A 15,333-nucleotide genomic window follows, 5' to 3' on the forward strand; every position below is an offset into this window, starting at 1 on the left:
AATAAACGGAATAAAAAAAGCCCTTTTAGAATTAGTTCTGATTTGGGCAAATATTTAGCAAGTTCCATCGTTAAAAATTAAAACGATGTACAATTTTTGTTTTTGGTCCCAATAAAAAAAGCCCATTACAATGGACTCAATCTGGGCGATTAACTTCACGACATTTACTTTCTAAATCATCTAGAACTGATAATAATTGATCTAGCTCTTCTAAACTTACTTCTTCAGCTTCTAATGATTCGATTGTTTCCATTACTGAATTAAAGCGCTCTTTAATATAAGTTAATTGTTCTGTGTTTGACATGAAATGATCGTCCTTTCTAATACAATTATAATTTATATTATACCCTTCTTCTCCTATATATCGTAGATTTTCGACATTTTTTTAAATTTTAGGAAGTTATTCCTATACAAGGTTTCACTTTCTTTCTTATAATAGTTGAGGAAAATTAATTTATCTAATACTTATGGGTGCAAGTTTTGTACCTAAAGGAGTTATCACATGAAAAAATTATTACAACAAATAACACCTACATATGATCCTTGGGAAGCATATTTAGATGTTGAAGAGTATGGTAAAAACATACTGACAAATGTAGAGTTTACAACTACGACGATTTGTAATATGCGCTGTGAACATTGTGCTGTCGGTTATACTTTACAACCTAAGGATCCAAATCCACTCCCTATTGAGCTTGTTTTAAATCGCTTAGAAGAGATTGAAAAACTTCGCTGCATTAGCATAACTGGTGGAGAACCGATGCTTTCAAATAAAATGTTGAACGGATATGTTGTACCTTTATTGAAATATGCACATGAACGTGGAGTTCGTACTCAAATTAACTCAAATCTAACATTAGATTTTGAAAGATACGAAAAAATAATTCCATATTTAGACGTCCTTCATATCTCTCATAACTGGGGAACTGTTGATGAATTTGTAGAAGCAGGATTTGCGATGATGGATCGTAAGCCGACCTATGCGCAACGTGCGAAATTATTCGAAAACATGATTGAAAACAGCCGACGCCTTGCTGATGCTGGAGTGATGGTATCCGCTGAAACAATGTTAAACAAACGTACGCTTCCATACTTAGAAAAAATCCATCGTCAAATCGTAGAAGAAATGAAATGTCAGAGGCACGAAGTTCACCCAATGTATGCGAGCGATTTCGCTAGTACACTAGAAGTCCTGACAAAATCAGAGCTTCGTGAAGCAATTTCTACTTTACTAGATGTACGTGATGAAAATATTTGGATGCTATTTGGTACTCTACCATTTTATCCATGTAGTGATGATCAAAACGATTTAGACATCATTCAAAGATTATATAATAGTAAAAACGTAACATTACGAAATGACCCAGATGGCCGTTCACGCTTAAATGTAAATGTATTTGATGGCAGCATCATCGTTACTGACTTCGGTGATGTACCTCATCTTGGAAATATCCAAACCCATACATTACAAGAAGCATATGATACTTGGACATTATCAAAAACTGCAAATGAACTAAGCTGTCATTGTCCAGCCGTTAAATGCTTAGGACCAAATATTCTTGTAAAAAATAGCTATTACCCTGAAACTGATTTTTCAAATAGAAGTACTAACATATTAAAGGGTTAAATCCTTGAAAAAGAACATGTCTTTATGGCATGTTCTTTCAGTGTGTCGACAAAGTACAAAAAATCTGATTTTCAGACTGATTGCAAGCGCTTGTCTTTCGAGGCGCGAAGCCTGGTGAGGAGCGGAGTTACCCTAGACGGTAATGAGCACCGCAGACAGGCGAAGTAACGAAGAAAGCGAGCGTTTGTCAACAGTCTGAAAGAACATGTCTTTATGGCATGTTCTTTTTCATACTGTTGAAATAAAACATTGTCAATATTGAACAACAGAAGTCTAAGTATATATTTGAGCAAAAATTTGAAAGGTACTTACCCATGACAGATTCATGAGGAAGGAAAACAGCGGAAATTTGAAAGGTACTTCCTCATAAGTGGTTCATGAGGAAGGAAACCAGCGATATTTTGAAAGGTACTTCCTCATAAGTGGTTCATGAGGAAGGAAACCAGCGGAAATTTGAAAGGTACTTCCTCATAAGTGGTTCATGGGGAAGGAAACCAGCGATATTTTGAAAGGTACTTCCTCATAAGTGGTTCATGAGGAAGGAAACCAGCGGAAATTTGAAAGATACTTCCTCATAAGTGGTTCATGAGGAAGGAAACCAGCGGAAATTTGAAAGGTACTTCCTCATAAGTGGTTCATGGGGAAGGAAACCAGCGGAAATTTGAAAAGTACTTCCTCATAAGTGGTTCATGAGGAAGAAAACCAGCGGAAATTTGAAAGATACTTCCTCATGTGGAAGGAAAAACAAGATCATTTTTCAATACTCTGAAAGAACATGTCTTTATGGCATGTTCTTTTTTACTTAAAGCACAAAAACCCACAAGGAAACTAATCTACCTTGTGGATTTCTCTATTACCTAGGGTGTGCCGAAGTAAAATAACCAAAGGATACATAATCTTGAACAGGAATCCAAGCACCTACACCTTGTGACACGACATTCTTAACTTGTAGCGATCTTTTATTACCTTTTAAAATCAAATAAACTTCTCCAAAAGTAACTTTTCCTTTTTCATTAACTGCAGGAGCATATGCATATAAATAGCCAAGTTGCTTTGGCGGTACATTATATACTCTTTCATTTTTAGTTCCAGCTCCAACTACTGTTTGGAATGCTAGTGGAAGAGTTGTTTTTTCTGATGCATCATGCATCATTAAATTAATGACCTCATCTGCGTTTCTTACTTTAGCAGTTAAGCCACCTTTAATAATTTGTTGCGAATTTTGGTAGTATTTAATTCGTTTATACGTTTTTTCTCCTCGATTATCTAGAAAGTTCGTATTTATTTTTTTATATTGCCAATTAATTGTTGTCTCATTTGATTCGTAATTTAACGGCCAAACTCCTAAGTAAATCTTTGCATTATAGCCTACTGCAAATGGCGCTTTGCTGACAGAGGATTCATTAAACATACGAATTAGATTTGGATTCTCTATTTTTACATTTGATGAATTTAATAATTGCTTTGCTAATCCCCCTGGTTGAAGTTCTGGAAGGTCTTGAGTTGGATTAGGGTAAGTATTCTCTTTTGTCACATTGGCAGCCGAACGTGGGACTTTGATTTCTGATTTAGCTGCTGCTGCAAAAGTTGTTTGTCCATTATTTAAAGAAATAATTAAAATAGCTATATTCAAAAGAACGAATGGCTTTAACCATTTAGACATATTCATGCCCCTTTCACAAATAAGGAAATTATTACTCTTAGCATGAACAGTTTATGCAAATATATGTATTCCTTAAAGTGAAAATTTTGCTATGAACTTAGCCTAATATATAGTTTCTCTACTGGTCCTCTTAACCTCTGCAAAATAGGACCAATACTGAATGTAATTAAGACAGTACCGATGCCTATTGGACCTTGAAGTAAAAAAGCTAAAACTAAAGCAAACACCTCACCAATCGTTTTAGCCACCCCTAAACTTACTCCGAACCGTTTATTTAGCGAGATCATTAAATCATCAATCGGACTTAACGGAAACTTTGCTTGTAAATAGATCGCAATACCAATCGTCAAACTTATGATGGCTAGTACTAATTGAAAATATCTAGTGACAATATTTGAATCAAATAAATACTCTGACTCAACAGTTAGCCAAAAATCAAGAAATCGTCCAATTAAAATAAACGTAATCGCAGCGAGCCAATCAGGTCTTTTCTTTTGCAAAAAAGCATTTACAAACAATAATACTGATGAGTTAATGATAATCCAATTTCCAACAGATAAGCCAAAGGTTTTCGACTCCCCAACTGCTAATGCATCCCATGCACTAGCTCCTAGCTCAGCTTTAATGGCTAGACTAATTCCTAAAGTTAAAAATAGTAATCCAATTAGATAAAAAATAACACGTATGATTATTTTCAATTAATTACCACCTTCAATTTTAGTTTTTTATAATAAATAGAAACCAATCCCCATAATGAAATAAGCAGCTAATAAGGTTAACCCTTCAAACCAGTTTGTATCCCCATCATTCATAATAGCAATTGTTAAAAATACAGAAGTAACCATCGAAACTAATTCAGGCATAGAAAAAATCAATGGCATTCTTTCCCCTATAAATAAAGAACAGATCACTAATACTGGCGCTACGAACATAGCGATTTGTAGAGATGAACCAACAGCGATTTCTACTGAAACTCCTACTTTATTTTTATAGGCCATTACAATTGCTGAAGCATGTTCTGCAGCATTACCGACGATTGCAACAACGATAATCCCGATAAATAACTCTGTCCATCCGAATTTATCGCCCACTGTCGTAAACGTGTGAACTAGCTTTTCCGAAACATATCCAACCGCTACCGTAGCTAATGCTAAAATAATCATGGCTTTCATTGTTCCCCATTCAGCTTCTTCATGTTCTTCTTCAACTTCTTGATTTTTAGCAACGTATACCCCACGATGTGTTACTAATTTGAAGAATAAAGCAGCTAAGTATAAAATCATTAAAACAATCGAAACGCCTACACTAAGTGTCATCTCTTTATCAGGAGACATGTTAACTGAAAATATTTCAGGAATAACAAAGGCTAGTACAACTGCAAAGATCAGCAAGCCAGAATTATGTCTTGCATCGTAAACATTAAAGCTTTGACGCTTAAACTTTAGCCCTCCGACAAAAAAGGAAAGTCCACCTACAAGAAGTAAGTTACCGATTACAGAACCCGTTAATGACGCTAAAACAACTTCTGATAATCCGTTTTGTAATGCAAAAATCGCAATAATTAACTCTACGGCATTACCGAATGTTGCATTTAATAGTCCCCCGATTCGTGGACCTGCCGCAATCGCTAAACTCTCTGTAGCTCTTCCCATAATTCCTGCCAAAGCAATAATCGTTACACAGAAGATGATAAATAAAAGAATTTCACTCCAGTGCATTAAGCTTCCAATTACCGATAATGGTACGCCTATTAACGTAATGATAAAAAATAAACGCTGAGTCATAATTACCCCCTAAATAAATTTCCTTATAAATATCATATGCAAAAGGCTTAAAAAAATAGGTTTAAATGTAAAACAATTAACAAACACTTAAAGTGTTGGTAGCTAAAACCATCAATTACTTAAATAAAAGTTTCATTTTAATCTATATTGCTCAAAGGATTATGACCTCGAGAACTAGAATTACATAAGTTGGAGATCCGGTTGGTAGAATAGTTTTCTACCTTCCTTCTTCTGAACTAGGAGGGAGTTATTAAAAAATGATTCAACAAAATATTATGAAAGTACTCAAAGCGAAACAATTAGGTCTATTTACAACCATTCGCGAGGACTTTCCGCATAGTTGTTACATGATATTTTTCTTTAAAGGCTTAACACCTTATATCGCTACAAATAAGAATTCACAAAAAGTAGAGGATATAAAAAATAATCCAAATGTACATATATTACTTGGACACGATGGTGACCGATTAGATGATAACTTTGTAGAGATGTTTGCAAGAGCTGAGGTAATTGAAAACGCAGCGCCAGAAGAGAAAGTATGGACTGAAAAATTGTCTAGATGGATTGAAGGTCCAGATGATCCAAACTATGTACTCATTCAAATGAACCCAATTAAAATCGGATATGTAGAAAAGGCAGGTACAGAACCTACTTTTATGAAGCTGTGAATAACAAATAACAAAAAAATCCATTCGATCATACTCGAATGGATTTTTGAACTTTCGCCTTAAGTTTTTTATTTATGATTAAAAATAAACAAGCCCCGACTATTGCCCCGATTGAATCAATTACTACGTCATGTACTAACGGCGTTCGATTTGCAGTAAAGGATTGGTGAAATTCATCTGAAGCTGCATAAAGGATTGAAAAAATTACGCCTAATAAAAATGCTTTCTTCACATAAAGCTTTGCTAATCTTGTCGCAAAAAAGGCAAGTAAAAGATAGATTGAGAAATGGGATAGTTTACGAATAAGGAATTCTGTGAATCCTGCTACTCCAAGCTCTTTTATACTGACTTCATGTCCAGCATAGTTAAAATGGACAAAGGTAAAGTGCTTCATTACATCATATAAAAATGTTAAATGGCTTAGTTCTGGTCTTATATCTTGTTTTTCATATGGTGTTGCCGATGAATAAAAGATAATACTAGCTATAAGGATCACAGGTATCCAATAACCAATAAACATTCTAGTTTTACTTTTGGATTCCATCATATTCCTTTCCAATACATTTTTGTATCTATAAAAGTCTATTAAAATAGACACTATTATGAAGAAAATCTTTTTCATAAAGTGTCTATTTCCTTTATTGGCTTACATGCATATTTTGTTCACGGTCTTTTGCACGTTCTGCAGGTGTTAATTTATTATATTCAGTTAAGAATTTTTGATAGTTATCGCATACTTTATTTATTTCACCATACTCAACTAATTTTCCATAATGAATCCATAAACCCTTCGTGCAGAAGTTTCGAACTTGACCTAATGAGTGACTAATAAAGAAGATTGTTTTACCTTGTTCTTTAAAATCATTCATTTTATCTAAACAACGTTTTGTAAAGGTAGGGTCACCAACAGATAATGCTTCATCGATTACCATAATGTCTGGGTCGATATTTACAGAAATCGCAAATCCAAGTCTTGATCTCATACCACTTGAATAGGATTTAACTGGTTGATTAATAAATTTTCCAATTTCGGCAAATTCAATAATTTCAGGCGTGATTTTTTCAATTTGCTTTATCGTAAGACCCATCATCAATCCTTTAAGTCGAATATTTTCTAAACCAGTTAATCGGTTATCTAATCCAGCTTGGATGGCAATAAGTGAAGCAACTCCATTTACTTCAACTTCACCTTCATTTGGCATTGTTACACCAGCGATTAAATTAGACATTGTACTTTTCCCTGAACCATTTAAACCAATGATTCCTACAATTTCACCTTGTTCAATTTCAAAGGAAATGTTTTTTAAGGCATGAAAATACTCTCCGCCTTTACCACCAAAGAATAAATCCTTCAGCTTGTCAGTCGGTTTATTATAAATTTTAAATTTTTTTGTTACATTTTTAAAAACAACTTTTTTTGTCATACATTTCACCTTCTATAGGAAATCAACAAACTGCTTCCTGAATTTAACATGAAAAATTGAGCCGATAACGAAAAAGACTAACAATACACCCCAAAAGTAAAAAGTATAACCAGAGAAAATAATATCGGAATGGCCATATAACAATGCGCCTCGATATCCCTCTACAATATAGTAAAACGGATTAAGTTTCATCAATTGAGTTAATAGATTTGATCCTTTTGGTTCCCACAGAATAGGTGTTAAATATAAAAGCATTCTAGTAAAAGATTGAATTAATAAATGAACATCTCTAACCATTGTAGATAAAGTAGATGTCAGTAATGCAAGGGCAATAATAAAGATCAAGCCCGTAATCATAAAATAGATCAAAGCAAAAATATTCATCTGATCGATACCTTGGTTAATAATCACACCAATTAATAATACGGCCATCATGAATAAATGTGTATTGAACCTAGATAAAACGACATATGACGGAATAATACTTAACGGAAAATTCATCTTTGAAACTGTTCCGATTCGATTAAAAATAGAACTTGACCCTTGCATGATTCCTGCACTAATAAAGAACCACGGTATTAATCCACAAAGCATCCAAAGAAGAAAAGGTATTCCATTAACTGGAGCTCCACCCCTAATTCCCGATCCGAACGTTATCCAGTAAACAGCTATTTGAAATAGTGGGTTTAAAAATACCCAAATTACACCTAGTTGGCTATCTGCGTATTCTTTACGTGTCTCATATGACGAAAGACGAAAAATTAATGATAAGTTTTTAGCATGTTCTTGTAAAACTGTTTTTATACTACTCATAAATCAACCACATTCTTCTTTATTTCTTTATATAAATTACCGTAATTAACAAATTTCATATGAGAATCACTTGAAGTTGGTACACAATTACGTGTATCAAATAGTACAGCTTGCTTCATTTGTTTAGCAAGTTTATTGTAGTCCATCGTTTTAAATTCATTATGATCTGTTAATACAAGAATTAAGCTTGCATCTTCCACAGCTTCTTCAGCAGATAAAACACTAATTTTATCAGAAGTTACATGTGGATCATGAATTGTGACATTTAGTCCTTCTTCGTTCAATAACTCAATAATTTCCATTGCAGGACTTTCACGCATATCGTCTACATTACCTTTGTATGTCACACCAAATGCTGCAATCTTAGGATTATCTATACCTGAAACTAGTCCTTTTACTGAATCAACAACATATTTAGGCATCGATACATTTGTATCACGAGATAATTTAATCATACCAGCTAATTCAGGCGTTTTAGCTACAATAAAGTATGGGTCAACAGCAAGACAGTGACCCCCAACACCTGGTCCTGGTGAATGAATGTTTACACGTGGATGTTTGTTTGCCATTTGAATAACATCTAATACATTAATTTCTAATGAGTTACAAATTTTTGTTAGTTCATTTGCCAAAGCAATATTTACATCACGGAATGTATTTTCCATTAGTTTAGACATTTCAGCAGTTTTTGCATCTGTTTGAATGATTTCGCCTTCTACAAATGTACGATACACTTTTGCCCCTGCTTCACTACATGCAGCTGTAATTCCGCCTACGATACGATTATTATGAATTAATTCATGTAAAATTTGGCCTGGTAATACACGTTCTGGACAGTGAACAAGATAAATATCTTCACCGACAGTAAATCCAGCTTGTTCTACTAATGGTTTGACAAAGTCGTCCATACTTCTAGGTGCGATTGTTGACTCAACGATTAATACATTCCCCTTTTTTAAGAAAGGAATGACTTTTTGAACCGCGTCTAGTACATATGATAAATCACAAGATTTATTCTCATCATCATTATTAGGTGTTGGTACTGCAACAATAAATGCATCCGCCTCTTCAGGTGTTAAAGACGCTCTGAAAAATCCTTTTTCTACTACTTCTTTAACCATTTCGCCTAATCCAGGCTCTTCTATATGAATTTCTCCAGAATTTAATTTATCAACAACACTTTTTTGTACGTCTACACCTACAACACTTGCGCCATACTTCGCAAACATTGCAGAAGTTGGTAATCCTATATACCCTAGTCCAATTGTGCAAATTTTCATTTTACTATAACCTCTTTCAGAAATTTTACTAATTTCTACTCTTTCGCTTCACTAATAGTTTACTGATAATTAGATTATAGTAAACGTCATAATTAGTAACTTTTTGGATAGTTGGATAAAACTTATGTCTTCATAACTTACTTTTTCATTTTAGGAAACAATGAAAAAGCACCAATCATCATTTTAAATTAGTAGAAATTATATTTCAATAAATATCTATTTATCTTATTAATCTTACAATTAATTTTCACGATTCGACTCTATTTTACATTAAATTAACTAAGATTTAACAAACTTGTATCGTAAAGAGAATAGTGAAAGAAGGTAAACTACTTTTCTTAACTTATTTTTTGTCATTTTAGGGTTGGATTTTAAGGATAAATACATTTTTAATGCTCGTTTATCTTTTAATCGTAATGTCTCTGCAATGAACTTTGGGACAACGCTAAGCTCATCTTTGATCGATTCATTTCGGATTGTTTTCATAAATTCATTACCAACAGACGCAAGATTTAGCTTCTCGTCAGCTGTTAGTTTATTTGCTTTTATATTAATAGAGTTAATAAAGAATTTAAGTTGTCTTCTTTCTATATGGATTAAATCATTTGTAAAACCATTTGCTTCATAATAAGTACGTAGCTCTTTTTGAAGTACGACTAATTGTTTAAAAAATTGAATGGACCCAGATTTAATTAAACTATTTTCTGGATCTTCAACTCGATAGCCAATGACATCTACATCACATACAACTGTACAGTTTGATTGTAGTAAAGCTTTCTCCGTAAAAAATAAATCTTCACCGACACGAAGTTCTTCGTGAAATAGAATCCCCTCGCGCTCAAGTAGTTCTTTTTTAAATAATTTATTACTAGCAGATGGTGTAAGATGCAGCTCTGGATAGTCAAGAATCTGTCTAATTTCTGGTAAATCTTCTTTGAAAATGTCTTCCATATAATTTAAACGCCAAGTTTTTTCGCCGTTAAAGCATAAAATATTACCGACTGCCGTATCTGCATTATATTTTTTTGCTAAAGAATATAATTTGGCATATGCATCATGGTAAGCAATGTCATCTCCATCTAAAAACGCAATATATTCCCCACTTGCATGAGATAAGCCTGTATTTCTTGCAGCACTTGGTCCTTTATTTTCCTGCTTAATAAATTTTGCATTTTGATACTTTTTTGTGAATTCCTCAGCTAAAACGCTACTTTTATCAGTTGAACCGTCATCAACAACAATCAGTTCTATCTCTTTTAAAGACTGATCTATGACAGATTGTAAACTTTCCTCAATAAATTTCTCCTTGTTATAGTTAATAACTACAACACTTAACTTATAAATGGTCATCTCGCATACCTCTCTATGCATAGAAAGGTAAAAAGAAATATGGCATCATCCCTAGTTCTTTTTACCTTCCCTACTAAAATATTCACATAATCGAAAAATTTTTAGCTTACCATTGCCTTTTCACCATATAAAACTTTTTCGTAAATTCCGATGAAAATTTTCTTCTCATTATTCCAATTATATTTATGTCTTGCTTGTAGACAATTTTTGCTCATTTCGTCTCGAACTTTAGGATTGTCTAATAAATAGTTCACACCTTCAGCAATTGAATCAACATCGTGGGAGTCTACACATACACCAGTATGTTCACCTTCAACTACCTTTTGAATTTCTGGAAAGCTACAAGCAACAACTGGTACACCGCTCATCATGTATTCAAATAACTTATTCGAAGACGCTGAATAGTGATTAAAATTAATATTATTTAATACTTGAAACCCTAGATAAGCATTTCTTGTATAATTCAGCAATTCATCAACTGGTACTTTATCAATAAATTTCACTTTATCTTGTAATTGTAACTCTTCTACTAAGTTTAAAAGAGTAGGCTTTATTTTTCCATCACCAATAAAAACAACGATTCCTCTTTTAAATAAAGGAGTAGCTTTTACAATTAATTCTAACCCACGTCCCTTTTGTATACCACCTTGATAAAGAAGAATCGGCTCGTCTTCACTAATTCCTAGTTTTTCATGAAGATTAATCGCATGACTTTCTTCCGGCTTTGATACAAATGGATAATTGTGAATGACCTCAGGATAGTCAATATGATATAAATCTTGAGTATATTTTGCTCTAGTATTATTTTCGTGAATCATCACATCAATATATTTAATTAAGAACTTCTCAATTTTACCAAAAATCGGATTCTCATAACCAGATCGACTAGATTGAACTTCATGTGAATCATAAATTAATTTACTTTTTTTGAAAACTTTTGCACAAATAATTCCTTGAGGTAAGGTATTTAAATCATTCGCATGATAAATATCATAATCCCTTTTAAGCCCATGATAAATCATTTGTAAAATATTATAGCCTCTAGTTAATAGCACTTTCATATAACGATTACCAAAAAGAACGATTACAGCAGCAATGATAATCGTTGCAACTGCATTTAAAAATAAACCAAGTAAGACAAGTAAAATAGCAACTAGTTTCATTAATAAACTACTTTTTACTAAGTTAAAGATCTTTGCACAATAATATACAAGATGATAGATTCCAAATGGAAGGCGATTATTTACACGTATAACATTAAATCCTTCTTCCATACGTTCTCTTTTTGGCAATTCTTTTGAATCATCATGTAAAGCAATTAAATCAACATCATATCCGACTTCTGCTAGTGCAGAACATTCACGCAGTACACGTGCATCATTCGTAAAATGATTAAATACAAACGCACAAACCTTTTTATTCATGGATATCCTCCATCACTTTTAATAACACATTAATATTCGTTTTCCAACGTAGATTTTTGTATGCATATTGATAACCATTTTCTCCATATTTTTTTCGGAGAGATGGATCATTTGCAAGTTTATAAATATTTTCAACCAATTCTTCAGGCGAATCTTCTTTTAAGATCATTCCACAGTTTGCTTCATGAATAATATCACTTGCATACCCTGCTACATCTCCAATGATTGGTTTCTTCACACACATATAATCAATTATTTTCCCTGGTAAAACCGTTTTAAACACTTCTTGGTTTACTAAACTTACATAAGCAATATCAGCACTTGCGACAAGTTTTAATGTTTCGTTTCGGGATTTCGCAGTATGAAGTGTTACATTTGATAATCCATTCGATTCAATATAATTCTTCACTTCACCTGTATTTTTCCCATAGCCAATAATCGAAAAATTAATTGATTTATTGTCCTTTAAGATTGCAGCAGTTTTCATAAACTTATGCAAGTCCTGTGCTAAGCCTAAATTCCCAGTATAAATAACGGTGATCGGTTCATCTTCTAGCTGCTCTTCATTATATGCCAATTCACTTTCAGTTAATGAATTAGGTAAAAATGTAATTTTATCCTTGCTAACATTTTTATTTGTCATATAGTCGATAAAACTTCGGCTATTAACAATTATTTTTGTTGCTTTTTTATATAATATTTCTTCTACTTTATATGCCGTTTTTAAAATGAAAGGATTAGAGAAAACTTGTACGCCAGTTAATGACTCTGGCCATAAGTCTCTTATGTCTAATATTAGTGGAGCTTTTAACTTCCATTTAGCAATTAAACCTGCCACACCTACAAATATCGGCGGAGATGTAACAAAAATATAATCAAATTCAGCCTTTTGTTTAAAAATAGTACCAATAAATCGTACCATAACTTCCAAATATAAATATAATCTCTTTAAAATACTTCCAGAGTGTTTTTTGATTGAAGGATCAATTCGAATGACATCCTTTTCGTCAACTAATGGTTCATTCCAAAATTGTTTATCTTCATATAATTCACGACTAGGATATCTAGGTTCTAATGTTAGTACTTTTACATCGAAACCCTTTTCCTTTAACTCTATATAAATATTTTTCATACGGTTTGCTGCACTACCTATTTCTGGATAAAAGTGTTGCGAAATAAGTAAAATCTTCTTTTTATGTAAGCCCAAGAATGTCTTACCTCCTGAATAAAATAATCATCAACTCTAACTAGACAAAATATACGATATTTTACCATAAACCATTCTTTTTTACCATTTTTCTAATAATCAATCATTTAATTTGAAGCTACTTGTACTATACCATCGAATAATATAGTATAATGTCGACTAATTATTTTTTATTTGATATTATTAAACTTATGTAAAATCAACAATTGACGAAATGTAATTTTTTTGTATACTTTGGGTATTTTATTAAAATATCCTTACTTGACAGATTAATTCCAAAATTAAAAAGCAGGTGAAATGAATGATTTATGCAGAAATATTAGCGGGTGGAAAAGGTACTCGCATGGGAAATGTTAGTATGCCAAAGCAATTTCTAGCACTGAATAACCGACCAATTATTATCCATACAATAGAAAAATTCATCTTAAATGACGACTTTAGAAAGATTTTAGTTGTAACGCCAAAAGAATGGATTCAACATACAAAAGATATTATCAAAAAGTATATTGGTACGAATGACCGTATCGCTGTTGTTGAGGGTGGTAGCGACCGTAATGAATCGATTATGAGTGGTATTCGCTATTTACAACAAAACTTTGAAATTACTGATGAAGATATTATCGTAACACATGATGCTGTTCGACCATTCTTAACTCATCGAATTATCGAAGAAAATATTGATGCTGCTCTTAAATATGGAGCTGTTGATACGGTTATTGAGGCTGTTGATACAATCATTCAATCTACTAATCACGATACAATTACAGATATTCCAGTAAGAAATACAATGTATCAAGGACAAACTCCTCAGAGTTTTAATATTAATCTACTGACAAAACACTATTCTGAATTAGATTCAGAACAAAAAGGGATTTTAACAGATGCTTGTAAAATTTGTCTTCTAAAAGGTGTAGACGTAAAGCTAGTTAAAGGTGAAGTTTTTAATATGAAAATTACAACTCCGTATGACTTAAAAGTAGCAAATGCACTTTTAAAGGATCAGGTGACAACAAAATGATAAATCAAATCTATCGTTTAGTTTCAACAAAACAAATTGAAATCACTTATAAAGAACAATCTTTAGAAGGTGATTATATCGTTGTCCGTCCAACACATTTGTCAATCTGTGCAGCTGACCAACGATACTATACTGGTACTCGTGGAAAAGAAGCGATGGCCAAAAAATTACCAATGGCATTAATCCATGAAGGTGTTGGTAAAGTTGTCTATGATCCAAAAGGCGAATTCAAAACTGGCACACATGTCGTGATGATTCCAAATACACCTACTCAAGTTGATGATGTCATTGCTGAAAATTATTTAAAAACGAGTAAATTTCGCTCAAGTGGCTATGATGGTTTCATGCAAGATTATGTATTTCTTGAAAGAGACCGTGTCGTAGGATTATCAGAAGACATAAACTTGCAAGTTGCAGCATTCTCTGAATTAATCAGTGTAAGCATGCATGCAATTGTCCGATTCGAAGAACGAGCGCACAAACGTCGTGATGTGTTAGGCGTTTGGGGTGATGGAAACTTAGGATTTATTACAGCTCTAATCCTGAAAAAGCGCTATCCAGAAAGTAAAGTATATGTATTTGGTAAAAACCATTCAAAATTAAGCTACTTCTCATTTGCAGATGAAACGTATCAAATTGATGAAGTTCCTGAAGATGTAACAGTCGACCATGCTTTTGAATGTGTAGGTGGTATTGGTAGTCAATACGCTGTTGAGCAAATTATTAATCACATTCAACCTGAAGGCTCGATTCCATTACTTGGCGTATCTGAATATCCAGTTGAAATCAATACGCGAATGATCCTTGAAAGAGGAATTACGTTAATAGGTAGCAGTCGAAGTGGACGCTCTGACTTCGTTGAAACAGTTAACTTCCTTCATGAGAACCCTGAAGTAGTCGAATATTTAGAGACTCTAATTGGGGATGTAAATGAAATTCGTAGTATCGATGATATTCATAATGCATTCGAACGTGATTTAACAACTAATTGGGGAAAATCAGTTATGGAATGGAAAATATAATATAAATTTGAGGGGATACTGCTCTCCTCTTTTTTATGTTAATCATATAACTC

General features: G+C 33.0%; 14 protein-coding genes and 1 pseudogene. 4 read left to right on the forward strand and 11 right to left on the reverse strand.

Going from position 1 to position 15,333, the window contains the following annotated elements; all coding sequences use genetic code 11:
• Window positions 1-136: 136 nt before the first annotated feature.
• Entirely contained in the window at window positions 137-304 is a 168-nt protein-coding gene (locus ACSBO6_RS18815) for an SE1561 family protein (RefSeq protein ID WP_098848604.1), read from the reverse strand.
• Between the two features lie 198 nt (window positions 305-502).
• Between ACSBO6_RS18815 and yfkAB the strand changes: the two genes are divergently transcribed.
• Window positions 503-1,627 (forward strand): radical SAM/CxCxxxxC motif protein YfkAB, encoded by a 1,125-nt coding sequence (yfkAB, locus tag ACSBO6_RS18820; RefSeq protein WP_098848603.1) that lies wholly within the window; start codon window positions 503-505, stop codon window positions 1,625-1,627.
• 853 nt (window positions 1,628-2,480) lie between these two features.
• On the opposite strand, the gene ACSBO6_RS18825 is transcribed toward yfkAB, so the two are convergent.
• The 3 genes from ACSBO6_RS18825 to cax all read right to left on the reverse strand — a co-directional run bounded on the left by ACSBO6_RS18825 (window position 2,481) and on the right by cax (window position 5,074).
• Window positions 2,481-3,290 carry a YfkD famly protein gene (locus tag ACSBO6_RS18825; RefSeq protein WP_098847062.1) on the reverse strand — a complete coding sequence of 270 codons (810 nt, stop codon included), beginning with the start codon at window positions 3,288-3,290 and terminating at the stop codon, window positions 2,481-2,483.
• A gap of 89 nt (window positions 3,291-3,379) precedes the next feature.
• Window positions 3,380-3,988, reverse strand: coding sequence for a YczE/YyaS/YitT family protein (locus ACSBO6_RS18830; RefSeq protein ID WP_498843830.1), 609 nt, complete (start codon window positions 3,986-3,988; stop codon window positions 3,380-3,382).
• A 27-nt stretch (window positions 3,989-4,015) separates the two neighbouring features.
• On the reverse strand, window positions 4,016-5,074 hold the full coding sequence (gene cax, locus ACSBO6_RS18835) for a calcium/proton exchanger (protein WP_098847061.1): 1,059 nt from the start codon (window positions 5,072-5,074) through the stop codon (window positions 4,016-4,018).
• Between the two features lie 257 nt (window positions 5,075-5,331).
• On the opposite strand from cax, the gene ACSBO6_RS18840 reads away from it, so the two are divergent.
• Window positions 5,332-5,742 (forward strand): pyridoxamine 5'-phosphate oxidase family protein, encoded by a 411-nt coding sequence (locus ACSBO6_RS18840; protein WP_498843831.1) that lies wholly within the window; start codon window positions 5,332-5,334, stop codon window positions 5,740-5,742.
• A gap of 28 nt (window positions 5,743-5,770) precedes the next feature.
• On the opposite strand, the gene ACSBO6_RS18845 is transcribed toward ACSBO6_RS18840, so the two are convergent.
• The 7 genes and pseudogenes from ACSBO6_RS18845 to ACSBO6_RS18875 all read right to left on the reverse strand — a co-directional run bounded on the left by ACSBO6_RS18845 (window position 5,771) and on the right by ACSBO6_RS18875 (window position 13,240).
• Complete coding sequence (locus ACSBO6_RS18845) at window positions 5,771-6,289, reverse strand: VanZ family protein (RefSeq protein WP_180232978.1); 519 nt, start codon at window positions 6,287-6,289, stop codon at window positions 5,771-5,773.
• Window positions 6,290-6,395: 106 nt separating this feature from the next.
• Window positions 6,396-7,166, reverse strand: a pseudogene (gene tagH, locus ACSBO6_RS18850) (teichoic acids export ABC transporter ATP-binding subunit TagH); the annotation flags it as partial.
• Window positions 7,167-7,178: 12 nt separating this feature from the next.
• Window positions 7,179-7,979 carry an ABC transporter permease gene (locus tag ACSBO6_RS18855; protein WP_498843832.1) on the reverse strand — a complete coding sequence of 267 codons (801 nt, stop codon included), beginning with the start codon at window positions 7,977-7,979 and terminating at the stop codon, window positions 7,179-7,181.
• Window positions 7,976-9,259, reverse strand: a complete 1,284-nt coding sequence (locus ACSBO6_RS18860; RefSeq protein WP_098847056.1) for a nucleotide sugar dehydrogenase — start codon at window positions 9,257-9,259, stop codon at window positions 7,976-7,978. The genes ACSBO6_RS18855 and ACSBO6_RS18860 overlap by 4 nt, the downstream gene beginning before the upstream one ends.
• Before the next feature lie 279 nt (window positions 9,260-9,538).
• A complete protein-coding gene (locus ACSBO6_RS18865; RefSeq protein WP_180232977.1) occupies window positions 9,539-10,609 on the reverse strand; it encodes a glycosyltransferase family 2 protein in 1,071 nt (356 codons plus the stop codon).
• 101 nt (window positions 10,610-10,710) lie between these two features.
• Complete coding sequence (locus ACSBO6_RS18870; protein WP_098847054.1) at window positions 10,711-12,033, reverse strand: glycosyltransferase; 1,323 nt, start codon at window positions 12,031-12,033, stop codon at window positions 10,711-10,713.
• Window positions 12,026-13,240, reverse strand: coding sequence for a glycosyltransferase family 4 protein (locus ACSBO6_RS18875; protein ID WP_286138395.1), 1,215 nt, complete (start codon window positions 13,238-13,240; stop codon window positions 12,026-12,028). The genes ACSBO6_RS18870 and ACSBO6_RS18875 overlap by 8 nt, the downstream gene beginning before the upstream one ends.
• A 301-nt stretch (window positions 13,241-13,541) precedes the next feature.
• Here ACSBO6_RS18875 and ACSBO6_RS18880 point away from each other — a divergent pair, with 301 nt between their 5' ends.
• Together ACSBO6_RS18880 and ACSBO6_RS18885 are read left to right on the forward strand one after the other, a co-directional pair.
• The gene (locus tag ACSBO6_RS18880) at window positions 13,542-14,258 is read left to right on the forward strand and encodes an IspD/TarI family cytidylyltransferase (RefSeq protein WP_498843833.1); all 717 of its coding nucleotides are present in this window, start codon (window positions 13,542-13,544) and stop codon (window positions 14,256-14,258) included.
• Entirely contained in the window at window positions 14,255-15,280 is a 1,026-nt protein-coding gene (locus ACSBO6_RS18885) for a ribitol-5-phosphate dehydrogenase (RefSeq protein WP_098847052.1), read from the forward strand. Before ACSBO6_RS18880 ends, ACSBO6_RS18885 begins: the two co-directional genes overlap by 4 nt.
• Window positions 15,281-15,333: the final 53 nt, after the last annotated feature.

The sequence above is a fragment of the Bacillus sp. AL-1R genome, from assembly GCF_052180195.1.
Lineage (GTDB): Bacteria > Bacillota > Bacilli > Bacillales > Bacillaceae_G > Gottfriedia.